Here is a 23971-nt window from a genome sequence, read left to right as displayed (position 1 = left end):
CGACATGCTGATCCCCCGTAGGGTCAAGCACCGCAAGCAGCACCACCCGAAGCGCTCCGGCGCGAGCAAGGGTGGTACGCAGGTTGCGTTCGGCGAGTACGGCATTCAGGCCCTCACGCCGGCGTACGTGACCAACCGCCAGATCGAGGCGGCCCGTATCGCGATGACCCGCCACATCAAGCGTGGCGGCAAGGTCTGGATCAACATCTACCCGGACCGCCCGCTGACGAAGAAGCCCGCCGAGACCCGCATGGGTTCCGGTAAGGGTTCTCCGGAGTGGTGGATCGCGAACGTCAAGCCGGGTCGGGTGATGTTCGAACTGTCCTACCCGAACGAGAAGATCGCGCGCGAGGCCCTGACCCGTGCGGCCCACAAGCTGCCGATGAAGTGCAAGATCGTGAAGCGCGAAGCAGGTGAGCTGTGATGTCGGCCGGTACCAAGGCGTCCGAGCTGCGCGAGCTGGGCAACGAGGAGCTTCTCAACAAGCTCCGCGAGGCCAAGGAAGAGCTGTTCAACCTCCGCTTCCAGGCGGCGACCGGTCAGCTCGAGAACCACGGTCGGCTCAAGTCCGTCCGTAAGGACATCGCCCGGATCTACACCCTGATGCGTGAGCGTGAGCTGGGCATCGAGACGGTGGAGAACGCCTGATGAGCGAGAGCAACGTGACTGAGAAGACCGAGCGCAACGCTCGCAAGGTCCGCGAGGGCCTGGTCGTCAGCGACAAGATGGACAAGACCGTCGTCGTCGCTGTCGAGGACCGCGTCAAGCACGCGCTGTACGGCAAGGTCATCCGCCGTACGAACAAGCTCAAGGCTCACGACGAGCAGAACGCTGCCGGCATCGGCGACCGCGTCCTCCTGATGGAGACCCGGAAGCTGTCCGCCACGAAGCACTGGCGCGTCGTCGAGATCCTCGAGAAGGCCAAGTAATTACTCGAGGGGTTTCCCTCGGGTCAGTTCCGCCAGGCTCGGCAGGGGCTTCCTGTGAAGCCCCTGCCGGGAACCGGCAGACAATCAGGAGATAGACGTGATCCAGCAGGAGTCGCGACTGCGTGTCGCCGACAACACTGGTGCCAAGGAGATCCTTTGCATCCGTGTTCTCGGTGGCTCGGGTCGCCGCTACGCGGGCATCGGTGACGTCATCGTCGCCACCGTCAAGGACGCGATCCCCGGTGGCAACGTGAAGAAGGGTGACGTCGTCAAGGCGGTCATCGTTCGCACCGTCAAGGAGCGCCGCCGCCAGGACGGCTCGTACATCCGCTTCGACGAGAACGCCGCCGTCATTCTCAAGAACGACGGCGACCCTCGTGGCACCCGTATCTTCGGCCCGGTCGGCCGTGAGCTGCGCGAGAAGAAGTTCATGAAGATCATCTCGCTCGCGCCGGAGGTGCTGTAAGCATGAAGATCAAGAAGGGCGACCTGGTCCAGGTCATCACCGGTAAGGACAAGGGCAAGCAGGGCAAGGTCATCACGGCCTTCCCGCGCGAGAACCGCGTCCTGGTCGAGGGTGTCAACCGGGTCAAGAAGCACACCAAGGCCGGTCCCTCGCAGGCCGGCGGCATCGTCACGACCGAGGCTCCGGTCCACGTCTCCAACGTCCAGCTGGTCGTGGAGAAGGACGGCAAGAAGGTCGTCACGCGTGTCGGTTACCGCTTCGACGACGAGGGCAACAAGATCCGCGTTGCCAAGCGGACGGGTGAGGACATCTGATGGCTACCACCACTCCGCGTCTCAAGACGAAGTACCGCGAGGAGATCGCGGGCAAGCTGCGTGACGAGTTCAAGTACGAGAACGTCATGCAGATCCCCGGCCTCGTGAAGATCGTGGTCAACATGGGTGTCGGCGACGCCGCCCGTGACTCGAAGCTCATGGACGGTGCCGTCCGTGACCTGACCACCATCACCGGTCAGAAGCCGGCCGTCACCAAGGCCCGCAAGTCCATCGCGCAGTTCAAGCTGCGCGAGGGTCAGCCGATCGGTGCCCACGTCACCCTCCGTGGCGACCGCATGTGGGAGTTCCTGGACCGCACCCTGTCGCTCGCGCTCCCGCGCATCCGCGACTTCCGTGGTCTGTCCCCCAAGCAGTTCGACGGCCGTGGCAACTACACCTTCGGTCTCACGGAGCAGGTCATGTTCCACGAGATCGACCAGGACAAGATCGACCGTGTCCGGGGTATGGACATCACCGTGGTGACCACGGCGACCAACGACGACGAGGGCCGTGCCCTTCTGCGTCACCTCGGCTTCCCGTTCAAGGAGGCGTAAGCGAGATGGCGAAGAAGGCTCTCATCGCGAAGGCTGCCCGCAAGCCCAAGTTCGGCGTGCGTGGCTACACGCGCTGCCAGCGCTGTGGTCGTCCCCACTCCGTGTACCGCAAGTTCGGCCTGTGCCGCGTGTGCCTCCGTGAGATGGCTCACCGTGGCGAGCTGCCGGGCGTGACCAAGAGCTCCTGGTAATCCCCTTCTGTCCTCAGGACGTTAGGGATTCCCGGAGTCTCTCGGTAAGCATTGGGTCGGCGGAGGCCCACCCCCGCATGCCTTAGGCTTGTGGGGTTGGGCGTCCGCCGCCCGTACGACTTACTACGCCGTAGGTCCCCGCGCCGCACCCGTCCCACCCCTGTGTGGGGAGAGGGATGGCGCATACAGGAAACCCCGGCGAGAGAGGCCGAAGGCCAATTCATGACCATGACTGATCCGATCGCGGACATGCTGACTCGTCTGCGTAACGCGAACTCGGCATACCACGACTCCGTGACGATGCCGCACAGCAAGATCAAGTCTCACATCGCGGAAATCCTCCAGCAGGAGGGCTTCATCACGGGCTGGAAGGTCGAGGACGCCGAGGTCGGCAAGAACCTCGTCCTCGAGCTCAAGTTCGGTCCGAACCGTGAGCGCTCCATCGCGGGCATCAAGCGGATCTCGAAGCCCGGTCTCCGGGTTTACGCGAAGTCCACCAACCTGCCGAAGGTCCTCGGCGGCCTGGGCGTGGCGATCATCTCCACGTCCCACGGTCTCCTGACCGGCCAGCAGGCAGGCAAGAAGGGCGTAGGTGGGGAAGTCCTCGCCTACGTCTGGTAGTCGGGAACGGAGGAATAGCTAATGTCGCGTATTGGCAAGCTGCCTATCCAGGTTCCCGCCGGCGTGGACGTCACCATCGATGGCCGCACGGTCACGGTCAAGGGTTCCAAGGGCACCCTGAGCCACACCGTCGCCGCTCCGATCGAGATCGTTAAGGGCGAGGATGGCGTGCTCAACGTCAACCGTCCGAACGACGAGCGTCAGAACAAGGCCCTGCACGGCCTGTCCCGCACGCTGGTGGCCAACATGATCACCGGTGTGACCCAGGGTTACGTCAAGGCGCTCGAGATCAGCGGTGTCGGTTACCGCGTGGCCGCGAAGGGCTCCGCTCTGGAGTTCCAGCTCGGCTACAGCCACCCGATCCTGGTCGAGGCGCCCGAGGGCATCTCGTTCAAGGTCGAGTCGCCGACCAAGTTCTCGGTCGAGGGCATCGACAAGCAGAAGGTCGGCGAGGTCGCCGCCAACATCCGCAAGCTTCGCAAGCCCGACCCCTACAAGGCCAAGGGCGTGAAGTACGCGGGCGAGGTCATCCGCCGCAAGGTCGGAAAGGCTGGTAAGTAAGCCATGGCATACGGTGTGAAGATCGCCAAGGGCGACGCCTACAAGGGCGCCGCCAAGAAGCGCCGCCACATCCGCATCCGCAAGAACGTGTCGGGTACGGCGGAGCGTCCGCGCCTCGTCGTGACGCGTTCCAACCGCGGTATCACCGCCCAGGTCATCGACGACCTCAAGGGTCACACCCTTGCGTCGGCGTCGACCCTGGACGCGTCGATCCGCGGCGGCGAGGGTGACAAGTCCGCGCAGGCCAAGCAGGTCGGCGCCCTGGTCGCCGAGCGCGCCAAGGCCGCCGGCGTCGAGGCTGTCGTGTTCGACCGTGGTGGCAACAGGTACGCCGGGCGCATTGCCGCTCTGGCTGACGCCGCCCGCGAAGCCGGGCTGAAGTTCTAAGCCCCGGTTCCGGGACTAACGGACGTAACAGAGAGAGGTAATCCAATGGCTGGACCCCAGCGCCGCGGAAGCGGTGCCGGTGGCGGCGAGCGGCGGGACCGGAAGGGCCGCGACGGTGGCGCTGCCGCCGAGAAGACCGCGTACGTTGAGCGCGTTGTCGCGATCAACCGCGTCGCCAAGGTTGTCAAGGGTGGTCGTCGCTTCAGCTTCACCGCGCTCGTCGTGGTGGGTGACGGTGACGGCACCGTAGGTGTCGGTTACGGCAAGGCCAAGGAAGTTCCCGCGGCCATCGCCAAGGGCGTCGAGGAAGCCAAGAAGAACTTCTTCAAGGTTCCCCGCATCCAGGGCACCATCCCTCACCCGATCCAGGGCGAGAAGGCCGCGGGCGTCGTCCTGCTCAAGCCGGCTTCCCCCGGTACCGGCGTCATCGCCGGTGGCCCGGTGCGTGCCGTGCTCGAGTGCGCCGGCGTTCACGACATCCTGTCGAAGTCGCTCGGCTCCGACAACGCGATCAACATCGTGCACGCGACCGTGGAGGCCCTGAAGGGCCTGCAGCGTCCCGAGGAGATCGCGGCTCGCCGTGGTCTGCCCCTCGAGGACGTCGCTCCCGCGGCTCTGCTCCGTGCGCGTGCTGGGGCGGGTGTGTGATGGCTCGCCTCAAGGTCACGCAGACGAAGTCGTACATCGGCAGCAAGCAGAACCACCGCGACACCCTGCGCTCGCTCGGCCTCAAGAAGGTCAACGACGTGGTTGTCAAGGAGGACCGCCCCGAGTTCCGCGGCATGGTGCACACCGTCCGCCACCTCGTGACGGTCGAGGAGGTTGACTGACATGGCGGAGAACAACCCGCTGAAGGCCCACAACCTCCGTCCGGCCCCCGGCGCCAAGACCGCCAAGACCCGTGTGGGTCGTGGTGAGGCGTCGAAGGGTAAGACGGCCGGTCGTGGTACGAAGGGCACGAAGGCCCGCTACCAGGTTCCGCAGCGCTTCGAGGGTGGGCAGATGCCCCTCCACATGCGCCTGCCGAAGCTGAAGGGCTTCAAGAACCCCTTCCGCACCGAGTACCAGGTCGTGAACCTGGACAAGCTCACCGCGCTCTACCCGCAGGGTGGCGAGGTCACGGTGGCCGACCTGGTCGCCAAGGGTGCCGTTCGCAAAAACCAGCTCGTCAAGGTCCTGGGCCAGGGCGAGGTCTCCGTGGCGCTGCAGGTGACGGTCGACGCCGTCTCCGGCTCCGCCAAGGAGAAGATCGCCGCCGCCGGCGGCACCGTCACCGAGCTCGTCTGAGACGACTCGATGGCTTGAACATCCGACCGGGGATGCCTCTCAAAAGGGGCATCCCCGGTTGGTCGTTCCTAGGGGGGCATGGTCGCCGGTAAGGTGGCGTGCACTGTCTAGGCTCCGTGCGGTATGCCCGCACGGAATTGATGACCGATACCCAATCGTCGAACCTCAAGACCGTCACCCTTGACGCATAGCGCGGGGGTCGCAGGAGGCACCGTGCTCACCGCGTTCGCCCGGGCGTTCAAGACGCCCGACCTGCGCAAGAAGCTGCTCTTCACGCTCGCCATCATCGTGCTGTACCGCCTCGGGGCCCACATCCCGGTGCCCGGCGTCAGCTACGAGGCCGTCCAGCAGTGTGTCAAGCAGGCCAGCGAGGGCAACAACAGCCTGTTCGGCCTGGTCAACATGTTCAGTGGCGGAGCGCTGCTGCAGATCACCATCTTCGCGCTCGGCATCATGCCGTACATCACGGCGAGCATCATCCTGCAGCTGCTGACCGTCGTGATCCCGCGCCTCGAAGCCCTCAAGAAGGAGGGTCAGTCCGGCACTGCCAAGATCACGCAGTACACCCGGTACCTGACCGTGGCCCTCGCCATCCTCCAGGGCACCGGTCTCGTCGCGACCGCCAAGAGCGGTGCGCTCTTCAGCGGCTGCATCGTCGCCGACCAGGTCGTGCCCGACCAGTCGATCTTCACCATCGCCACGATGGTCATCACGATGACCGCGGGCACCGGCGTCGTCATGTGGCTCGGTGAGCTGATCACCGACCGCGGCATCGGCAACGGCATGTCGATCCTGATGTTCATCTCGATCGCCGCGGGCTTCCCCGGCGCCCTGTGGGCGATCAAGGAGAGCGGCAAGCTCGCCAAGGGCTGGATCGAGTTCGGCACCGTCATCCTCATCGGCTTCGTGATGGTGGCCCTCGTGGTCTTCGTCGAGCAGGCCCAGCGACGCATCCCCGTCCAGTACGCGAAGCGCATGATCGGCCGACGCTCCTACGGCGGAACGTCCACTTACATCCCGTTGAAGGTGAACCAGGCGGGTGTGATTCCTGTCATCTTCGCGTCGTCGCTGCTCTACATTCCGGCCCTGGTCGCGCAGTTCTCGAACTCCACCGCGGGCTGGAAGACCTGGATCGAAGCCCACTTCGTCAAGGGTGACCACCCCTATTACATCGCCGCCTACTTCCTCCTGATCGTGTTCTTCGCCTTCTTCTACGTGGCGATCTCGTTCAACCCCGAGGAAGTCGCGGACAACATGAAGAAGTATGGTGGCTTCATCCCGGGTATCCGGGCTGGTCGACCTACTGCCGAGTATCTGAGCTACGTGCTCAACCGGATCACTTGGCCGGGCTCGCTGTACTTGGGTCTGATCGCTCTTGTGCCGACGATGGCGTTGGCAGGCTTCGGTGGCGCCAATGCCAACTTCCCCTTCGGCGGGACGAGCATCCTCATCATCGTGGGTGTGGGGCTGGAGACCGTGAAGCAGATCGAGAGCCAGCTCCAGCAGCGCAATTACGAAGGGTTCCTCCGCTGATGCGAATCGTCCTCGTCGGACCGCCCGGTGCGGGCAAGGGCACGCAGGCCGCGTACCTCGCCAAGAACCTGGGCATCCCGCACATCTCTACGGGCGACCTGTTCCGTGCCAACATCTCGCAGGGCACGCCGCTGGGCGTAGAGGCGCAGTCGTACATGAAGGCCGGCCAGCTCGTGCCGGACTCCGTGACGATCGGGATGGCCGAGGACCGCATGCGCCAGGCGGACGCCGAGGGCGGCTTCCTGCTCGACGGGTTCCCGCGGAACGTGGCCCAGGCCCAGGCCCTGGACGCGTTCCTCAAGTCCGACGGCATCGAGCTGGACGCGGTCCTGGACCTCGAGGTCCCCGAGGACGAGGTCGTGAAGCGGATCGCGGGTCGCCGCATCTGCCGCAAGGACTCCTCGCACGTGTTCCACGTGACGTACAACGCCTCGAAGACCGAGGGCGTCTGCGACGTCTGCGGCGGCGAGCTGTACCAGCGCGACGACGACACGGAGGAGACCGTCCGCAAGCGCCTGGCGGTCTACCACACCGAGACCGAGCCGATCATCGACTACTACCGGGCGCAGAACCTGGTCGAGACGATCTCGGCGCTCGGCAAGGTGGACGAGGTCACGGCCAAGGCGATGGCCGCGCTCAAGAAGTAACCCCGGTTCGTTCGACACGGCCGCGGTGCCCCTCGGGGGCGCCGCGGCCGTATCGTTGTTCTGTTCCCCGTACTCGATGGAAAGGCCGCGGCCACGATGGTGCAGATCAAGACCCCCGAGCAGATCGCGAAGATGCGCGAGGCGGGGCTGGTCGTCGCCGCCATCCACGCGGCGACCCGTGAGGCGGCCGTGCCGGGCGCCACGACGAAGGACCTCGACGAGGTCGCGCGGAAGGTCATCGCCGATCACGGGGCGAAGTCGAACTTCCTCGGGTACGGCGGCTTCCCCGCGACGATCTGCACCTCGGTGAACGAGGTCGTCGTCCACGGCATCCCCGACGAGAAGACCGTCCTCAAGGACGGCGACATCATCTCGATCGACTGCGGCGCGATCGTGGACGGCTGGCACGGCGACGCGGCCTACACGGCCTTCGTCGGCACCGGTCACGCCCCGGAGCTGATCGAGCTCTCCCGGGTGACCGAGGAGTCGATGTGGGCGGGCATCGCGGCGATGAGGCTCGGCAACCGTCTGGTGGACATCTCGCGGGCGATCGAGACGTACATCAAGCGGCAGCCGCGGCCGGCCGTGGGCGACCACAGCCTGGGCCGCTACGGGATCATCGAGGACTACGGCGGCCACGGCATCGGCACCGAGATGCACATGGACCCGCACCTGCTGAACTACGTCTCCCGCAAGCGCGGCAAGGGCCCGAAGCTGGTCCCCGGCCTCTGCCTGGCGATCGAGCCGATGGTCTCCCTGGGCACCCCGCACACGGAGGTCCTGAAGGACGACTGGACGGTCATCACGACCGACGGCACCTGGTCCTCCCACTGGGAGCACTCCATCGCCCTGACGGAGGAGGGCCCGCTGGTCCTCACGGCCGTGGACGGCGGCAAGGCGAAGCTCGCCGAGCTGGGCGTGACGGCGGCGCCGGACCCGCTGGCGTAGGCGGCTGCCGGCCGGCCGGGTCCGAGTGGGCCGCGGTCGGGTTCCGTCCGGCGGACGGAGTCCGGCGCAGCGGGTCGAAGCCCGTGAGGCGCCCCGGGCGCCGAGCCCGCGAGGGCCGCGTCGGGGATCGGGTCGGCGGCAAGGCGAAGCTCGCCGAGCTGGGCGTGACGGCGGCGCCGGACCCGCTGGCGTAGGCGGCTGCCGGTCGGCCGGTCCGAGTGGGCCGCGGTCGGGTTCCGTCCGGCGGACGGAGTCCGGCGCAGCGGGTCGAAGCCCGTGAGGCGCCCCGGGCGCCGAGCCCGCGAGGGCCGCGTCGGGGATCGGGTTCGTGGCGTCGGGGTTGCTGGGGTAAGGATCTTCCGCCTTGGGCAGACTTCCCGATTCGTCTTTTCCTGGGGCCTGACGTAGACTGATGCGTCGGCTCTCGTGTACCCGTGTGCCTGCACACGGCGGCGGGAGTCGATCAAGGTAGCCGATTCGAAAGGCGAAGCGTGGCCAAGAAGCAAGGTGCCATCGAAATCGAGGGCACCGTGATCGAGTCCCTCCCGAACGCCATGTTCAAGGTGGAGCTCCAGAACGGTCACAAGGTCCTCGCGCACATCTCCGGCAAGATGCGGATGCACTACATCCGAATCCTCCCGGACGACCGGGTCGTCGTGGAGCTCTCTCCGTACGACCTGACGCGTGGCCGGATCGTCTACCGCTACAAGTAGATCTTGCCCGCACCCGCCTTCCGCGCGGGTGGTGGCACTGACCCGGAGAACCTCACATCCCATGAAGGTCAAGCCGAGCGTCAAGAAGATCTGCGACAAGTGCAAGGTGATCCGCCGTCACGGCCGGGTCATGGTCATCTGCGACAACCTGCGCCACAAGCAGCGCCAGGGCTGACGCACGCCGACCGACCTGCAACTTCGCAGTTCTTCGCGCGACGCATAGCAATACGTACATACGCAGAGCCCGTCGGGCCGTTTCTCAACGGTTGACGGCACCTCCGGCGGGGGCCGGGGACCCGACCTGTACCTCATACGGCAGCCGGGAACGGTTCTGTAGCAGACCCCCGAGAACACAGGAGCCATTGAATGGCACGCGTTTCCGGTGTTGACATCCCGCGCGAAAAGCGTGTGGTGGTCGCACTCACCTACGTCTTCGGCATCGGGCGTACCCGGTCCGAGGAGATTCTCGCCGCGACCGGCGTGAACCCGTCCACCCGTGTCCGCGACCTCGCCGAGGAAGACCTCGTCAAGATCCGCGAGTACGTGGACGCCAACCTCCAGACCGAGGGTGACCTCCGCCGCGAGATCGCCGCCGACATCCGCCGCAAGGTCGAGATCGGCTGCTACCAGGGCCTGCGTCACCGTCGTGGCCTGCCCGTCCGCGGTCAGCGCACCAGCACGAACGCCCGTACCCGCAAGGGCCCGCGTCGCGCCATCGCCGGCAAGAAGAAGCCGGGCAAGAAGTAGTCCTCAGCGGACGCTTGACCAAGCGGTCTTCGCTGTAGGACCGACCACCTCCCGTAGGAGTAAGAGATGCCCCCCAAGGGACGTCAGGGCGCTGCCAAGAAGGTGCGCCGCAAGGAAAAGAAGAACGTCGCTCACGGCCACGCGCACATCAAGAGCACGTTCAACAACACGATCGTCTCGATCACGGACCCCTCGGGCAACGTGATCTCCTGGGCCTCCGCCGGCCACGTCGGCTTCAAGGGCTCGCGCAAGTCCACCCCCTTCGCCGCGCAGATGGCCGCCGAGTCGGCCGCCCGCCGCGCGCAGGAGCACGGCATGCGCAAGGTCGACGTCTTCGTCAAGGGTCCCGGCTCCGGCCGTGAGACCGCGATCCGTTCCCTCCAGGCCACGGGCCTCGAGGTCGGTTCGATCCAGGACGTCACCCCCACGCCGCACAACGGCTGCCGTCCCCCCAAGCGCCGCCGCGTCTGACGCACGGGCTGCTTGAGCAGGACCTTTCGGGCGGTGCGTCCCTTCGCGGGACGTACCGCCCGTACCCTTGCAGTACGCAGTACCCCGAGGACGTCAAATAGTGGGCGTCCACGACTGAAGGACACACAGACATGCTTATCGCTCAGCGTCCGTCGCTGACCGAAGAGGTCGTCGACGAGTTCCGCTCCCGGTTCGTGATCGAGCCGCTGGAGCCGGGCTTCGGCTACACCCTCGGCAACTCCCTCCGCCGTACCCTCCTCTCCTCGATCCCGGGTGCCGCCGTCACCAGCATCCGCATCGACGGCGTCCTGCACGAGTTCACCACCGTGCCGGGCGTCAAGGAGGACGTCACCGACCTCATCCTCAACATCAAGCAGCTGGTCGTCTCCTCGGAGCACGACGAGCCGGTCGTGATGTACCTGCGCAAGCAGGGCCCGGGTCTGGTCACCGCCGCCGACATCGCGCCCCCGGCCGGTGTCGAGGTGCACAACCCCGACCTCGTCCTGGCGACTCTGAACGCCAAGGGCAAGCTGGAGATGGAGCTGACCGTCGAGCGCGGTCGCGGCTACGTCTCCGCCGTCCAGAACAAGCAGGTCGGCCAGGAGATCGGTCGCATCCCGGTCGACTCGATCTACTCGCCGGTCCTCAAGGTCACCTACAAGGTCGAGGCGACCCGAGTCGAGCAGCGCACCGACTTCGACAAGCTCATCGTCGACGTCGAGACCAAGCAGGCCATGCGCCCGCGTGACGCCATGGCGTCCGCCGGCAAGACCCTGGTCGAGCTGTTCGGTCTGGCGCGCGAGCTCAACATCGACGCCGAGGGCATCGACATGGGCCCGTCCCCGACGGACGCCGCCCTCGCCGCCGACCTGGCGCTGCCGATCGAGGAGCTCGAGCTCACCGTTCGTTCGTACAACTGCCTCAAGCGCGAGGGCATCCACTCCGTGGGTGAGCTCGTCGCCCGCTCCGAGGCGGACCTGCTCGACATCCGCAACTTCGGTGCGAAGTCGATCGACGAGGTCAAGGCGAAGCTGGCCGGCATGGGCCTCGCGCTCAAGGACAGCCCGCCCGGGTTCGACCCCACCGCCGCCGCCGACGCCTTCGGCGCCGACGACGACGCGGACGCCGGTTTCGTCGAGACCGAGCAGTACTAGTCGCAGTCTTGCTGCGGGCCGGTTCCGGCTGGCCGCGCAGTTCCCCGCGCCCCTTTCGGGGCGCGGGGTCTCCGACGGGTGACCGCCCGCTCGGACACTGACACCGGTACCTCATACGGCCGGTGCAGATCACAAGGAGAAACACCATGCCGCGTCCCGCGAAGGGTGCCCGCCTCGGCGGTTCCGCCGCGCACGAGAAGCTGCTCCTCGCCAACCTGGCGAAGTCGCTCTTCGAGCACGGCCGCATCACCACGACCGAGGCCAAGGCCCGTCGCCTGCGTCCGGTCGCCGAGCGTCTGATCACCAAGGCGAAGAAGGGCGACATCCACAACCGTCGCCTGGTGCTGCAGTCGATCACCGACAAGGGCATCGTCCACACGCTCTTCACCGAGATCGCCCCGCGCTACTCGGAGCGCCCGGGTGGCTACACCCGCATCACCAAGATCGGCAACCGTCGTGGCGACAACGCCCCGATGGCCGTGATCGAGCTGGTCGAGGGCGAGATCGCCAAGAAGGCGACCGTCGCCGAGGCCGAGGCCGCCACCAAGCGCTCCGTCAAGGAGGCCGACGAGGCCGCCGCCGTCGAGGCGACCGAGGACGAGGCGAAGGACGCGTAAGCGTTCCGCCGACGTTTCTCGTGAGCGGGCCCGTACCCCCTGGGGTGCGGGCCCGTTCCCGTGTGTTTGAGAGGATCTCCGCGTGAGCGATGACGTGCAGGACGGTTTCGTACGGGTTCGGCTGGACCTCTCGTACGACGGCAAGGACTTCTCCGGCTGGGCCAAGCAGGCCCGGGGACAGCGGACCGTGCAGGGAGAGATCGAGGACGCCCTGCGGACCGTGACCCGGTCGAAGGAGACGTACGAGCTGACCGTCGCCGGCCGGACCGACGCCGGGGTGCACGCGCGCGGCCAGGTCGCCCACGTCGACCTCCCCGTGGAGGTGTGGGAGGAGCACCGCGACAAGCTGCTCCGGCGGCTCGCCGGGCGGCTCTCGCACGACGTGCGGGTGTGGTCCGTCGCCGAGGCCCCCGCGGGCTTCAACGCCCGGTTCTCCGCCGTCTGGCGCCGCTACGCCTACCGCGTCACCGACGACCCCGGCGGCGTCGACCCGCTGCTCCGCGGGCACGTGCTGTGGCACGACTGGGCCCTCGACATGGACGCCATGAACGAGGCCGCCACCGCGCTCGTCGGCGAGCACGACTTCGCCGCGTACTGCAAGAAGCGCGAGGGCGCCACCACCATCCGCACGCTCCAGGTGCTGCGCTGGGAGCGGCGCGAGGACGGGGTCCTGGAGGCGACCGTCAAGGCGGACGCCTTCTGCCACAACATGGTCCGCTCGCTGGTCGGCGCCCTGCTCTTCGTCGGCGACGGCCACCGGCCGGTCGACTGGCCCGGCAAGGTGCTCGCCGCCGGCGTCCGCGACTCGGCCGTCCACGTCGTGCGGCCGCACGGCCTCACCCTCGAAGAGGTCGGCTACCCGGAGGACGCGCTGCTCGCCGCCCGCAGCAAGGAGGCCCGCAACAAGCGGTCACTCCCGGGGAGCGCCGGCTGCTGCTGAGGCCTGGGCGCGGCCCCGGGCGTAGATCTGGTTGAAGGCGAAGGTGCCGAGGTCGTCGCTGGCCCGGAAGACGGCCTGGTCGGCCTTGGTGACCTTCTTGCCGTTGCCGAACCCGGCCTGGGTGAAGTACGCGTACCGGCCGATCGCGTTCGAGCGGCGCAGACAGACCGTGGCGTGGCAGAAATCACCCACGCCCGCGCCCGTCAGGGGCGCGATGCCGCCGGTGGCCTGGTCCTTCGCCTTCTGGGCCGTCGCCTCGGACGGGAAGACGGCGACGCCGACGGTGATCGCCACGCCGTCCTTCACATAGGTCGCGCGGAGCACCCGCTGGCAGCCGTTCCGCTGCAGGACGCCGCCGAGGCCGCCCTGCGTGACGGCCGCGCAGTTCGTCGTGGCGGAGGTCGCGCCCTTCTTGTACGCGCGGCCGCTCATGGTCAGCTTCTTGCCCGGGAAGAGGCCCTCGGCGCTGAGCGGGGCCTTGTCCTTCTTCGGGTCCGAGATGTAGTCCTTCGGGTTCGGCGGGGGCGGCGGGGCCACCGAGGAGAAGGTCGGCTCGGGGGACGGCGTGCCGGTGGGGGAGACCGTGCCGGTGGGGAGCGGGCCGTTCTTGGCCTCGTCGTTCTTCCTGTCGGCGCTCACGACGGCTGTCGCCACGATCGCGCCCACGGCCACCGTGGCCAGGACCCCGCCGCCGACCAGCAGGAGGCGTCGGCGGCGCCCGCGCGAGGCCGAGGCGTCGGCCAGGGCGCTCCAGTCGGGCGTCTCACCGCTGCCCTGCGCACCCGGGAACGGGTTCGGCTGCACCGGCTGCCCAGGCCCCGGGTACCCGTACCCCTGCTGCTGTCCCGGTGCCTGCTGTCCGTACCCGGGCTGCCGTCCGTACCCCTGCTGCCCCTGCTGCTGCGGCTCCTGCGGCCACTGCGGTCCCCCAAAGCTCATGCCGCGCATCCTAAACCGGTTGGGCGGGGCCCCGGCGGGCGGTGACAATGCATCCCATGGGACACGTCGAGGCCGCGCATCTGGAGTACTACCTTCCCGACGGGAGGGTCCTGCTCGGGGACGCCTCCTTCCGGGTCGGGGAGGGCGCCGTCGTCGCCCTCGTCGGGGCCAACGGCGCCGGCAAGACCACACTGCTCCGGATGATCGCCGGGGAGATCCAGCCGCACGGCGGCACCGTCAGGGTCAGCGGCGGCCTCGGCGTGATGCCGCAGTTCGTTGGTTCCGTACGGGACGGGTCCACCGTCCGCGACCTGCTCGTCTCCGTCGCCCAGCCCCGGATCCGGGAGGCCGCGAAGGCGGTCGACGAGGCCGAGCACCTGATCATGACGGTCGACGACGAGGCCGCGCAGATGAAGTACGCGCAGGCCCTCAGCGACTGGGCCGAGGTGCAGGGGTACGAGGCCGAGACCCTCTGGGACATCTGCACCACGGCCGCGCTCGGCGTCCCGTACGAGAAGGCGCAGTTCCGGGAGGTCAGGACGCTCTCCGGCGGCGAGCAGAAGCGGCTCGTCCTGGAGTCGCTGCTGCGCGGCCCCGACGAGGTGCTGCTCCTCGACGAGCCGGACAACTACCTCGACGTGCCCGGCAAGCGGTGGCTGGAGGAGCGGCTGCGGGAGACCCGCAAGACCGTGCTCTTCATCTCCCACGACCGTGAGCTGCTCTCCCGGGGCGCCCAGAAGATCATCGCGGTCGAGCCCGGCCCGGCAGGCTCGGACGTCTGGGTGCACGGCGGCGGCTTCGACACCTTCCACGAGGCCCGGCGGGAGCGGTTCGCCCGCTTCGAGGAGCTGAAGCGGCGCTGGGACGAGAAGCACGCCCAGCTGAAGAAGCTGGTGGTCACCCTGCGGCAGGCGGCCGCGGTCAGCCACGAGATGGCCTCCCGGTACGCCGCCGCGCAGACCCGGCTGAAGAAGTTCGAGGAGGCGGGACCGCCGCCGGAGCCGCCGCGCGAGCAGGACATCCGGATGCGACTGCGCGGCGGACGGACCGGGGTGCGGGCCGTGACCTGCGAGAACCTTGAGCTGACCGGTCTGATGAAGCCGTTCTCGCTGGAGATCTTCTACGGGGAGCGGGTCGCGGTCCTCGGCTCGAACGGCTCCGGGAAGTCGCACTTCCTGCGGCTGCTCGCGGGGGACCCGTCGGTCGCGCACACGGGCGACTGGAAGCTCGGCGCCCGGGTCGTGCCGGGGCACTTCGCGCAGACCCACGCGCACCCGGAGCTGACCGGACGGCCGCTCGTCGACATCCTGTGGACCGAGCACGCCAAGGACCGGGGGGCGGCGATGTCGATGCTGCGGCGGTACGAGCTGGAGCGGCAGGGGGACCAGTCGTTCGACAAGCTGTCGGGCGGGCAGCAGGCGCGGTTCCAGATCCTGCTCCTGGAGCTGGCGGGCACGACGGCGCTGCTGCTCGACGAGCCCACGGACAACCTGGACCTGGAGTCGGCGGAGGCGCTCCAGGACGGTCTTGAGTCGTACGACGGGACGGTCCTCGCGGTCACGCACGACCGGTGGTTCGCGAAGAGCTTCGACCGGTTCCTGGTCTTCGGCTCGGACGGGGTCGTACGGGAGACGCCGGAGCCCGTGTGGGACGAGCGGCGGGTCGAGCGGGTGCGGTGACCTCGGCGGGCGGCGGGCGGCGGGCGGAGTCCGGCGCAGCCGTGCGAGCGCGGCGTCGGGGAGAGGCCGAGCGGGTCCGGCAGGTGGTCGCGGGGCGGGCCGGGGCGCGGGAGGCGCGTCCGGGGCCGTGCCCACCCGTTCCGCCCCGCGGAACGATCGCCCACGGCCGGGGCACCGGCCGTTTTGACCCTGGCGGGGGCGCGCGGGTACTGTTGCGGTTTGTTATGCGTATCGGCTTCGACGTTCTCGTGCGAACGGCCCTTACGTAAGTTCCCTGGAGCAGTTACCAGTGGCTCGCATACGGGCGGTGTCCCGGCAGTGCAGGCCCCAGCTGCATGATCGCTTCAGGTGTGTCTGGACTCCATCCACTGAAGAAGCGAAGGCTACGAAGTGCGTACGTACAGCCCCAAGCCCGGCGATGTCACTCGCCAGTGGCACATCATCGACGCGCAGGACATCGTCCTGGGCCGTCTGGCGACGACGGCTGCGAACCTCCTGCGAGGCAAGCACAAGCCGGTCTACGCCCCGCACATGGACATGGGCGACTTCGTCATCATCATCAACGCCGACAAGGTCCACCTGTCCGGCAACAAGAAGACCCAGAAGATGGCCTACCGCCACTCTGGCTTCCCGGGTGGTCTGCGCTCCGTCCGTTACGACGAGCTGCTCGACAAGAACCCCGAGAAGGCCGTCGAGAAGGCCATCAAGGGCATGATCCCCAAGAACTCCCTGGGCCGTCAGATGCTCTCGAAGCTGAAGGTCTACGCGGGCGAGAACCACCCGCACGCTGCCCAGCAGCCGGTCCCGTTCGAGATCACCCAGGTCGCGCAGTAGTTCCGGCCACACCCCCTAAGAACGAAAGAAATCTGAGGAGAATCGTGGCCGAGACCACCCCCGAGACCCCCGTCGACGAGTTCGAGGGCGTCGAGGAGTACACCACCGAGACCGAGCTCGTCGAGGGTGAGTACACCTCCGAGTCGCTCGCGTCCCGCTTCGGCGACCCGCAGCCGGCCGCCGGCCTGGGCCGTCGCAAGAACGCCATCGCCCGCGTCCGGATCGTTCCGGGCACCGGCAAGTGGAAGATCAACGGTCGCACCCTTGAGGACTACTTCCCCAACAAGGTGCACCAGCAGGAAGTCAACGAGCCCTTCAAGGTGCTCGAGCTCGACAACCGCTACGACGTCATCGCCCGCATCGCGGGTGGCGGTGTCTCCGGCCAGGCCGGCGCCCTGCGCCTCGGCGTGGCCCGTGCGCTGAACGAGGCGGACGTCGAGAACAACCGCCCGGCGCTGAAGAAGGCCGGCTTCCTCTCCCGTGACGACCGTGCGGTCGAGCGGAAGAAGGCCGGTCTCAAGAAGGCCCGCAAGGCTCCGCAGTACAGCAAGCGTTAATCGCCTGCGGTCTGCTTTCGTACGCCCCGGCGGCACTGCCCGTGCCGTCGGGGCGTACGTTTTTTCATAACCTCTTGCGTCACCTCTTTCACCTTTCATCAGCTTGGGCACGTATTTTCGGAGGACAGCTGTGGGACGACTCTTCGGCACGGACGGCGTACGCGGCGTCGCCAACGCGGACCTGACGGCGGAGCTGGCGCTCGGCCTGTCGGTCGCGGCCGCGCACGTGCTCGCCGAGGCGGGCACTTTCGAGGGCCACCGGCCGACCGCCGTGGTCGGGCGGGACCCGCGCGCCTCCGGAGAGTTCCTCGAGGCGGCCGTCGTCGCGGGCCTCGCCAGCGCCGGCGTCGACGTGCTGCGCGTCGGCGTCCTGCCCACCCCGGCCGTGGCCCACCTCACCGGCGTCCTCGGCGCCGACCTCGGCGTGATGCTCTCCGCCAGCCACAACGCCATGCCCGACAACGGCATCAAGTTCTTCGCGCGCGGCGGCCACAAGCTCGCCGACGAGCTGGAGGACAAGATCGAGGCCGTGTACGAGGAGCACCGCACCGGCGCCCCCTGGGAGCGTCCGACCGGTGCCGGCGTCGGCCGCGTCCGCGACCACCAGGAGGGCTTCGACACGTACGTCGCCCACCTCATCGCCGTCCTGCCCAACCGCCTCGACGGCCTGAAGATCGTCCTGGACGAGGCCCACGGCGCCGCCGCCCGCGTCTCGCCCGAGGCCTTCGCACGGGCCGGGGCCGAGGTCGTCACCATCGGTGCCGAGCCGGACGGCCTCAACATCAACGACGGCTGCGGCTCCACCCACCTGGAGCTGCTCAAGGCCGCCGTCGTCGAGCACGGCGCCGACCTGGGCATCGCCCACGACGGCGACGCCGACCGCTGCCTCGCCGTGGACGCCTCCGGCGAGGAGGTCGACGGCGACCAGATCCTCGCCGTGCTCGCCCTCGCCATGCGCGAGGCCGGCACCCTGCGCGGCGACACCGTCGTCGCCACCGTCATGTCCAACCTGGGCTTCAAGCTCGCCATGGAGCGCGCGGGCCTGAACCTCGTCCAGACCGCGGTCGGCGACCGCTACGTCCTGGAGGCCATGAAGGAGAACGGCTTCGCGCTCGGCGGCGAGCAGTCGGGTCACGTCATCGTGCTCGACCACGCCACCACCGGCGACGGCACCCTCACCGGTCTGATGCTGGCCGCCCGCGTCGCCGCCACCGGCAAGTCGCTCGCGGACCTCGCCGGGGTCATGGAGCGGCTGCCGCAGATCCTCATCAACGTCAAGGACGTCGACAAGTCCCGGGTGACCACCTCCGGCGAGCTCGCCGCCGCCGTCACCGAGGCCGAGCGCGAGCTCGGCTCCACCGGCCGCGTCCTGCTGCGCTCCTCCGGCACCGAGCCGCTGGTCCGCGTCATGGTCGAGGCCGCCGACATCGAGCAGGCCCGCGCGGTCGCGCAGCGCCTCGCGGACGTCGTGAAGTCCGCGCTGGGCTAGCCTTCCCGAGGCGCCGTCCCGCTCAGGGGAGAGGCCCCGCCGTACCGGACTCCGGTACGACGGGGCCTCTTCGCGTCGGGCCGGGATCAGCCCCTGCGCAGGCGGCGCTTCAGACGGCCGCGCTGGGTCCGCCACAGCCTCTTCTGCAGGGACAGGGTCGCCGTCCCCGCCAGCATGATCCCCAGCAGGTTGAGCAGCAGCTGCTGGATCGACCCCCACATCTGCCCGACCTCGCCGTAGCTGAGCGCCACCGCCGCGTTCGCCGCCGCCGGGACCGTCGTCACCGAGATCGCCACCCCCACCAGGGCGCCCGACTTGGACGAGGTCAGCGAGAGCGTGCCGGCGGCGCCCGCGAGGAGCGCCACCACGAAGGAGAACGGGTCCGGCTGCCAGATGAAGCTGGTCTGCGGCCGCTGCGCGTCGAGCATGGACTGGCTGAACAGGCCCATCCAGTCCATGAGCAGGCTGAACAGGGTGGTCACCAGGATCGCCGACGCGAAGCCGACGAGGAGCGCCACCAGCGAGCGTGCCGCCAGTCTCGACGCCCGTTGCACGATCGCCGTGCACACTCCGGCGAGCGGGCCGAACTCCGGGCCGACCGCCATGGCGCCCACGATCAGGATCGCGTTGTCCAGGACGACACCGCAGGCCGCGATCATCGTCGCCAGGCCCATGAAGGAGAAGTACGTGAAGGAGAGCGTCGACTCCTCGTGGGTCGCCTCCGCCAGCTGTTCCCAGAGGACGGCGTCCGCGCCCTCGCCCGGGGCCTCCTCCTCGGCGGTGTCGGCCCGGGTGGACAGCGACAGGTCGATGTTCTCCACCGCGATCGAACCGTCCCGGTCGATCCCCAGTTCCCGCAGTCCGTGCAGCAGTTCGTCCCCCGCCTCGCGGGCCGCGTCGCACAGCACCAGGTCGCCCGCGGGGTCCCGGGCGGCTCCGGGCAGCACCACCAGATGGGTGGTGCCGACCGTCGACTCGATCAACCGGACCGCGGCGGAGGTGCGGTCGGACGGGACGATCATCCTCAGATGCAGCATGGGGAGAGCGTACGGAGGTCAGAGCTTCCGGAGGCTCAGACGCTGCACCTTGTGGTCGGGGCCCTTGCGGACGACGAGGGTCGCCCGGCCGCGGGTCGGGGCCACGTTCTCCAGCAGGTTGACCTTGTTGATGGTCCGCCACATCGTGCGGGCGTAGTCGAAGGCCTCCTCCTCGGAGACCTGCGTCCAGCGCCGGAAGTACGAGGACGGGTCCTGGAAGGCCGTGTCGCGCAGCTTCCGGAAGCGGTTCAGGTACCAGCGCTCGATGTCCTCCGGCCGGGCGTCCACGTACACCGAGAAGTCGAAGTAGTCGGCGAGGCCGACGCGGGTGCGGCCGTCCTTGCCGGGGAGCGCGGGCTGGAGGACGTTCAACCCCTCCACGATGAGGATGTCCGGGCGGCGGACGACGAGCCGCTCGCCGGGCACGCGGTCGTAGATCAGGTGCGAGTAGACCGGGGCCGAGACCTCGTCCTTGCCCGCCTTGACGTCCGCGACGAAGCGGGTCAGGGCCCGGCGGTCGTACGACTCGGGGAAACCCTTGCGGGACATCAGACCGCGCGCCTTCAGCTCCTCCATCGGGTACAGGAAGGCGTCCGTGGTCACCAGTTCCACGCGCGGGTGCTCCGGCCAGCGGGCGAGCAGCGCCTGGAGGAGCCGGGAGACCGTCGACTTGCCGACCGCCACCGAACCGGCGACCCCTATGACGAAGGGGGTGCCGCGCTGCTCGGCGCTCTCGCCGAGGAAGGTGTTCAGCGCGCCGCGCAGACCACTGGTGGCCTGCACGTACAGGTTGAGCAGCCGGGACAGCGGGAGGTAGACGTCCCGCACCTCGTCGAGGTCGATGACGTCCCCGAAGCCGCGGAGCCGCTCGACCTCGTCGGCGGTCAGCGGGAGCGGCGTCTTGTCGCGCAGGGCGCTCCACTCGGCCCGGGTGAGGTCGACGTAGGGGGTCGCCTCGGACGGCCGGCGCTGCCCGGTCCCGTTCCGGGGGCTCCCGTGGCCGGCGGCCTCTCCGGTCCCGGCACCGTTGCCGGGGTCCGGGTCGGGGCCGTCCCCGTTGGCGCTTCGTGGCGGCGAAGTGATCACCCCGCCATTGTCGGGGGTCGGCGGGCCGTGTGGGCCGTGGGGTCGGTCACGCCGCAAAAGCCGTTGTCACACCCCTGTCCTGAGGTGATCATGCTGATGCCGCGTGGGCTCCTGTCCTTCACGCGGGGGGAGCCGCCCCGAGGCGGCACGAAGAGAACAGAGAGCCGTTCACCGATGCGTACGTCCATCCGCAGCACCGCCGTCGCCGTCACCGCCGTCTCCCTCGCGCTGCTGGTCACCGCCTGCGGCGGCGGGGAGAAGAGCGACGGGAAGGACACCGGCGGGGCCGCCGCCCCGAGCGCCTCCGCCACGAGCAGCGCCCCGGCCGCGAAGGCGCTGTCCGCCGCCGAGCTGGAGAAGCTGATCGTCGAGCAGGCCGACCTGCCGGGCCACCAGGTCCAGAAGGCCAAGGCCGCGGACGTCGTGAAGGCCGACGCCGTCTCCGCCGACAAGGCCTCCTGCACGCCCCTCGCCCACGCGATGTCGTCCGTCGCCACCGGAGACCCGGGCGCGTCCGCGCAGCGCAAGACCATCGAGGTGCCGAAGGGCGAAGGGGCCTCGGCCTCGCCGAAGGACGCCCTCGGGGCGCTGGCCGCGCCCGTGACGAGCGTGACCCTCGGCTCGTACGACGGGCGGGGCGCCCAGGAGGCCTTCGCCTCCCTGAAGGCCGCCGGCACCGACTGCGCGGGCGGCTTCACGCTCCTCGGCGGCGGAGAGAAGACGAAGATCGCCGAGGTCGCGCCGGAGGCGGTGTCGGCCGGTGAGGAGTCGCTCGCCTGGACGGTGACCACCGACGTGGACGGCGAGCCGTTCGTCACCAAGCTGGTCGTCTTCCGCAAGGGCAACACCCTGGCCTCGTTCTCCACCCTCAGCCTCGGCGGCACGGTCAAGGCCCTGCCGAAGGCCGTGATCGACGCGCAGGCCGCCAAGCTCGGCTGACCCCGGAGCCCCGGCGCGCCCCCGCGACACGGGCGGAGGCGCGCCCCGCGTCGACTCCGGCCGGCGGGAGGGGTTCCGGCGTAGCCTGCCGTCATGTGCGGAATCGTGGGTTACGTCGGCGGGCAGTCGGCGCTTGATGTGGTGGTCGCGGGCCTCAAGCGGCTCGAATACCGGGGCTACGACTCGGCCGGTGTCGCGGTGCTCTCCGACGGGGGGATCGCCGCGGCCAAGAAGGCGGGCAAGCTCGTCAACCTGGAGAAGGAGCTCGCCGACCGGCCGCTGCCCGGCGGCTCCGTCGGCATCGGACACACCCGCTGGGCCACCCACGGCGGGCCCACCGACGCCAACGCGCATCCGCACCTGGACAACGCCGGGCGCGTCGCCGTCGTCCACAACGGCATCATCGAGAACTTCGCCGCCCTCCGGGAGGAGCTCGTCGAGCGCGGTCACGCGCTGCTCTCCGAGACCGACACCGAGACCGTCGCCCACCTCCTCGCCGAGGAGTTCTCCTCCGCCGGGGACCTCGCCGAGGCCATGCGGCTCGTCTGCCGCCGCCTCGACGGGGCCTTCACCCTCGTCGCCGTCCACGCCGACCAGCCCGACGTCGTCGTCGGCGCCCGCCGGAACTCGCCGCTCGTGGTCGGCGTGGGGGAGGGGGAGAACTTCCTCGCCTCCGACGTCTCCGCGTTCATCGCCCACACCCGCTCCGCCATCGAGCTCGGGCAGGACCAGGTCGTCGAGCTGACCAGGGACGGCGTCACCGTCACCGACTTCGACGGCGTGCCCGCCGACGTCCGGGCCTACCACGTCGACTGGGACGCCTCCGCCGCCGAGAAGGGCGGCTACGCCTCCTTCATGCTCAAGGAGATCGCCGAGCAGCCCAAGGCCGTCGCCGACACCCTCCTCGGGCGGATCGACGGCTCCGGCCGGCTCGCCCTCGACGAGGTGCGCATCCCCGACGCCGTGCTCCGCGAGGCCGACAAGGTCGTCATCGTCGCCTGCGGCACCGCCTTCCACGCCGGGCTCATCGCCAAGTACGCCATCGAGCACTGGACCCGCATCCCCTGCGAGGTCGAGCTCGCCAGCGAGTTCCGCTACCGCGACCCGATCCTGAACCGGCGCACCCTGGTCGTCGCGATCTCCCAGTCCGGCGAGACCATGGACACCCTCATGGCGCTCCGGCACGCCCGGGAGCAGGGCGCGAAGGTGCTCGCCGTGTGCAACACGAACGGCTCGACCATCCCCCGGGAATCGGACGCGGTGCTCTACACGCACGCCGGGCCCGAGGTCGCCGTCGCCTCCACCAAGGCCTTCCTCACCCAGCTCGTCGCCTGCTACCTGCTCGCCCTCTACCTCGGCCAGGTGCGCGGCACCCAGTGGGGCGACGAGATCCACGCCGCCGTCCGCGACCTCGCCCGGATCGGCGACGAGGTCGAGCGCGTCCTGGAGACCATGGAGCCGGTACGGGCCCTCGCCCGGTCCCTCGCCGACAAGGACACCGTGCTCTTCCTCGGCCGGCACGTCGGCTACCCGGTGGCCCTGGAGGGCGCGCTCAAGCTCAAGGAACTCGCGTACATGCACGCCGAGGGCTTCGCGGCGGGCGAGCTCAAGCACGGGCCGATCGCGCTCGTCGAGGAGGGCCTGCCGGTCGTCGTGGTCGTGCCGTCGCCGCGCGGGCGTTCCGTCCTCCACGACAAGATCGTCTCCAACATCCAGGAGATCCGGGCGCGGGGGGCGCGGACCATCGTCATCGCGGAGGAGGGCGACGAGACCGTCGTCCCGTACGCCGACCACCTCGTCCGCATCCCCGTCACGCCTACGCTGCTCCAGCCGCTGGTCGCCACCGTGCCGCTCCAGGTCTTCGCCTGCGAGCTCGCCACCGTGCGGGGCAACGAGGTCGACCAGCCGCGCAACCTGGCCAAATCGGTGACCGTGGAGTGAGTGGGAAATGATCATTGGGGTGGGGATCGACGTGGCGGAGATCGACCGCTTCGCCGCGTCCATCGAGCGGACACCGGGGCTGCTCCAGCGCCTCTTCGTCGAGCGCGAGGTGCTCCTCCCGAGCGGCGAACGGCGCGGGCCCGCCTCGCTCGCGGTGCGCTTCGCCGCGAAGGAGGCGCTCGCGAAGGCGCTCGGCGCGCCGGGCGGACTGCACTGGACGGACGCCGAGGTGTACGTCGAGGGCAGCGGGCAGCCGCGGCTGCGGGTCCGGGGGACGGTGGCGGCGCGGGCGGCGGAACTGGGCGTTCGGCACTGGCACGTGTCGCTGAGCCATGACGCGGGGGTGGCGTCGGCGGTGGTGATCGCGGAGGGGTGAGCCCGCGCGGCGGG

Annotated in this window: 33 protein-coding genes; 30 read left to right on the top strand and 3 right to left on the bottom strand. The window is 69.1% G+C overall.

What is annotated here, in order from left to right; all coding sequences use genetic code 11:
* The first annotated feature begins 4 nt into the window (after positions 1–4).
* The 23 genes from rplP to truA all read left to right on the top strand — a co-directional run bounded on the left by rplP (position 5) and on the right by truA (position 13080).
* Positions 5–424 (top strand): 50S ribosomal protein L16, encoded by a 420-nt coding sequence (gene rplP / locus ACZ66Z_RS11195; protein ID WP_017239579.1) that lies wholly within the window; start codon positions 5–7, stop codon positions 422–424.
* Positions 424–648, top strand: coding sequence for a 50S ribosomal protein L29 (rpmC, locus tag ACZ66Z_RS11190; protein WP_017239580.1), 225 nt, complete (start codon positions 424–426; stop codon positions 646–648). The genes rplP and rpmC overlap by 1 nt, the downstream gene beginning before the upstream one ends.
* Positions 648–929 carry a 30S ribosomal protein S17 gene (gene rpsQ / locus ACZ66Z_RS11185; RefSeq protein ID WP_030208995.1) on the top strand — a complete coding sequence of 94 codons (282 nt, stop codon included), beginning with the start codon at positions 648–650 and terminating at the stop codon, positions 927–929. The genes rpmC and rpsQ overlap by 1 nt, the downstream gene beginning before the upstream one ends.
* Positions 930–1026: 97 nt before the next feature.
* Complete coding sequence (gene rplN, locus ACZ66Z_RS11180) at positions 1027–1395, top strand: 50S ribosomal protein L14 (protein ID WP_003956455.1); 369 nt, start codon at positions 1027–1029, stop codon at positions 1393–1395.
* A gap of 2 nt (positions 1396–1397) precedes the next feature.
* Positions 1398–1709, top strand: coding sequence for a 50S ribosomal protein L24 (gene rplX / locus ACZ66Z_RS11175; protein ID WP_015035583.1), 312 nt, complete (start codon positions 1398–1400; stop codon positions 1707–1709).
* Positions 1706–2263, top strand: coding sequence for a 50S ribosomal protein L5 (gene rplE, locus ACZ66Z_RS11170; RefSeq protein ID WP_093874534.1), 558 nt, complete (start codon positions 1706–1708; stop codon positions 2261–2263). Before rplX ends, rplE begins: the two co-directional genes overlap by 4 nt.
* Positions 2264–2268: 5 nt before the next feature.
* Entirely contained in the window at positions 2269–2454 is a 186-nt protein-coding gene (locus ACZ66Z_RS11165; RefSeq protein WP_003948630.1) for a type Z 30S ribosomal protein S14, read from the top strand.
* A 222-nt stretch (positions 2455–2676) separates the two neighbouring features.
* Positions 2677–3075, top strand: coding sequence for a 30S ribosomal protein S8 (gene rpsH, locus ACZ66Z_RS11160; RefSeq protein ID WP_015035585.1), 399 nt, complete (start codon positions 2677–2679; stop codon positions 3073–3075).
* A 21-nt stretch (positions 3076–3096) separates the two neighbouring features.
* Positions 3097–3636: a 50S ribosomal protein L6 gene (gene rplF / locus ACZ66Z_RS11155; protein WP_469933698.1), complete on the top strand. Its 540-nt coding sequence runs from the start codon at positions 3097–3099 to the stop codon at positions 3634–3636.
* 3 nt (positions 3637–3639) lie between these two features.
* The gene (rplR, locus tag ACZ66Z_RS11150) at positions 3640–4023 is read left to right on the top strand and encodes a 50S ribosomal protein L18 (RefSeq protein ID WP_030687809.1); all 384 of its coding nucleotides are present in this window, start codon (positions 3640–3642) and stop codon (positions 4021–4023) included.
* A 45-nt stretch (positions 4024–4068) separates the two neighbouring features.
* On the top strand, positions 4069–4671 hold the full coding sequence (rpsE, locus tag ACZ66Z_RS11145; RefSeq protein ID WP_007265914.1) for a 30S ribosomal protein S5: 603 nt from the start codon (positions 4069–4071) through the stop codon (positions 4669–4671).
* Positions 4671–4853, top strand: a complete 183-nt coding sequence (gene rpmD, locus ACZ66Z_RS11140) for a 50S ribosomal protein L30 (protein ID WP_015035589.1) — start codon at positions 4671–4673, stop codon at positions 4851–4853. Before rpsE ends, rpmD begins: the two co-directional genes overlap by 1 nt.
* 1 nt (position 4854) lies before the next feature.
* Complete coding sequence (rplO, locus tag ACZ66Z_RS11135; protein WP_093874532.1) at positions 4855–5310, top strand: 50S ribosomal protein L15; 456 nt, start codon at positions 4855–4857, stop codon at positions 5308–5310.
* A gap of 213 nt (positions 5311–5523) precedes the next feature.
* Complete coding sequence (gene secY / locus ACZ66Z_RS11130; protein ID WP_469933697.1) at positions 5524–6843, top strand: preprotein translocase subunit SecY; 1320 nt, start codon at positions 5524–5526, stop codon at positions 6841–6843.
* Positions 6843–7490, top strand: coding sequence for an adenylate kinase (locus ACZ66Z_RS11125; protein ID WP_469933696.1), 648 nt, complete (start codon positions 6843–6845; stop codon positions 7488–7490). The genes secY and ACZ66Z_RS11125 overlap by 1 nt, the downstream gene beginning before the upstream one ends.
* A 96-nt stretch (positions 7491–7586) precedes the next feature.
* Positions 7587–8438, top strand: coding sequence for a type I methionyl aminopeptidase (gene map, locus ACZ66Z_RS11120; RefSeq protein WP_469933695.1), 852 nt, complete (start codon positions 7587–7589; stop codon positions 8436–8438).
* A 491-nt stretch (positions 8439–8929) separates the two neighbouring features.
* Positions 8930–9151, top strand: coding sequence for a translation initiation factor IF-1 (infA, locus tag ACZ66Z_RS11115; protein ID WP_003956442.1), 222 nt, complete (start codon positions 8930–8932; stop codon positions 9149–9151).
* 61 nt (positions 9152–9212) lie between these two features.
* Positions 9213–9326: a 50S ribosomal protein L36 gene (gene rpmJ, locus ACZ66Z_RS11110; RefSeq protein WP_003956441.1), complete on the top strand. Its 114-nt coding sequence runs from the start codon at positions 9213–9215 to the stop codon at positions 9324–9326.
* Positions 9327–9517: 191 nt separating this feature from the next.
* Positions 9518–9898, top strand: a complete 381-nt coding sequence (gene rpsM, locus ACZ66Z_RS11105) for a 30S ribosomal protein S13 (RefSeq protein WP_015035595.1) — start codon at positions 9518–9520, stop codon at positions 9896–9898.
* Between the two features lie 66 nt (positions 9899–9964).
* On the top strand, positions 9965–10369 hold the full coding sequence (gene rpsK, locus ACZ66Z_RS11100) for a 30S ribosomal protein S11 (protein WP_003956432.1): 405 nt from the start codon (positions 9965–9967) through the stop codon (positions 10367–10369).
* Positions 10370–10500: 131 nt separating this feature from the next.
* The gene (locus ACZ66Z_RS11095; protein ID WP_004946635.1) at positions 10501–11523 is read left to right on the top strand and encodes a DNA-directed RNA polymerase subunit alpha; all 1023 of its coding nucleotides are present in this window, start codon (positions 10501–10503) and stop codon (positions 11521–11523) included.
* Positions 11524–11669: 146 nt separating this feature from the next.
* Entirely contained in the window at positions 11670–12140 is a 471-nt protein-coding gene (gene rplQ, locus ACZ66Z_RS11090) for a 50S ribosomal protein L17 (protein WP_469933694.1), read from the top strand.
* Positions 12141–12222: 82 nt separating this feature from the next.
* Entirely contained in the window at positions 12223–13080 is an 858-nt protein-coding gene (truA, locus tag ACZ66Z_RS11085; RefSeq protein ID WP_469933693.1) for a tRNA pseudouridine(38-40) synthase TruA, read from the top strand.
* Here the strand turns inward: truA and ACZ66Z_RS11080 are convergent.
* Positions 13051–14019, bottom strand: coding sequence for a hypothetical protein (locus ACZ66Z_RS11080; protein WP_469933692.1), 969 nt, complete (start codon positions 14017–14019; stop codon positions 13051–13053). The two genes, truA and ACZ66Z_RS11080, sit on opposite strands and share 30 nt — an antisense overlap.
* 56 nt (positions 14020–14075) lie before the next feature.
* Between ACZ66Z_RS11080 and ACZ66Z_RS11075 the strand changes: the two genes are divergently transcribed.
* From ACZ66Z_RS11075 to glmM, 4 genes are all read left to right on the top strand, one after another.
* On the top strand, positions 14076–15698 hold the full coding sequence (locus ACZ66Z_RS11075; protein ID WP_469933691.1) for an ABC-F family ATP-binding cassette domain-containing protein: 1623 nt from the start codon (positions 14076–14078) through the stop codon (positions 15696–15698).
* Between the two features lie 390 nt (positions 15699–16088).
* Positions 16089–16532, top strand: a complete 444-nt coding sequence (rplM, locus tag ACZ66Z_RS11070) for a 50S ribosomal protein L13 (RefSeq protein ID WP_041130788.1) — start codon at positions 16089–16091, stop codon at positions 16530–16532.
* Positions 16533–16576: 44 nt separating this feature from the next.
* Entirely contained in the window at positions 16577–17089 is a 513-nt protein-coding gene (gene rpsI, locus ACZ66Z_RS11065) for a 30S ribosomal protein S9 (RefSeq protein WP_015035601.1), read from the top strand.
* A 130-nt stretch (positions 17090–17219) separates the two neighbouring features.
* Positions 17220–18578 carry a phosphoglucosamine mutase gene (gene glmM / locus ACZ66Z_RS11060; protein WP_469933690.1) on the top strand — a complete coding sequence of 453 codons (1359 nt, stop codon included), beginning with the start codon at positions 17220–17222 and terminating at the stop codon, positions 18576–18578.
* A gap of 86 nt (positions 18579–18664) precedes the next feature.
* Here the strand turns inward: glmM and ACZ66Z_RS11055 are convergent, their stop codons facing one another.
* Both ACZ66Z_RS11055 and coaA read right to left on the bottom strand, forming a co-directional pair.
* Positions 18665–19615 (bottom strand): DUF389 domain-containing protein, encoded by a 951-nt coding sequence (locus ACZ66Z_RS11055; protein WP_469933689.1) that lies wholly within the window; start codon positions 19613–19615, stop codon positions 18665–18667.
* A gap of 18 nt (positions 19616–19633) precedes the next feature.
* Positions 19634–20701 carry a type I pantothenate kinase gene (coaA, locus tag ACZ66Z_RS11050; RefSeq protein ID WP_469933688.1) on the bottom strand — a complete coding sequence of 356 codons (1068 nt, stop codon included), beginning with the start codon at positions 20699–20701 and terminating at the stop codon, positions 19634–19636.
* A 174-nt stretch (positions 20702–20875) separates the two neighbouring features.
* On the opposite strand from coaA, the gene ACZ66Z_RS11045 reads away from it, so the two are divergent.
* From ACZ66Z_RS11045 to ACZ66Z_RS11035, 3 genes are all read left to right on the top strand, one after another.
* Complete coding sequence (locus ACZ66Z_RS11045) at positions 20876–21640, top strand: hypothetical protein (RefSeq protein ID WP_469933687.1); 765 nt, start codon at positions 20876–20878, stop codon at positions 21638–21640.
* A gap of 93 nt (positions 21641–21733) precedes the next feature.
* A complete protein-coding gene (gene glmS / locus ACZ66Z_RS11040) occupies positions 21734–23581 on the top strand; it encodes a glutamine--fructose-6-phosphate transaminase (isomerizing) (protein WP_469933686.1) in 1848 nt (615 codons plus the stop codon).
* Between the two features lie 7 nt (positions 23582–23588).
* Positions 23589–23957, top strand: a complete 369-nt coding sequence (locus ACZ66Z_RS11035) for a holo-ACP synthase (protein WP_190157440.1) — start codon at positions 23589–23591, stop codon at positions 23955–23957.
* The last annotated feature ends 14 nt before the right edge of the window (positions 23958–23971 follow it).

It is taken from the genome of Streptomyces sp. NPDC107498 (assembly GCF_055582805.1).
This window is presented reverse-complemented; position numbering and strand designations above follow the sequence as displayed.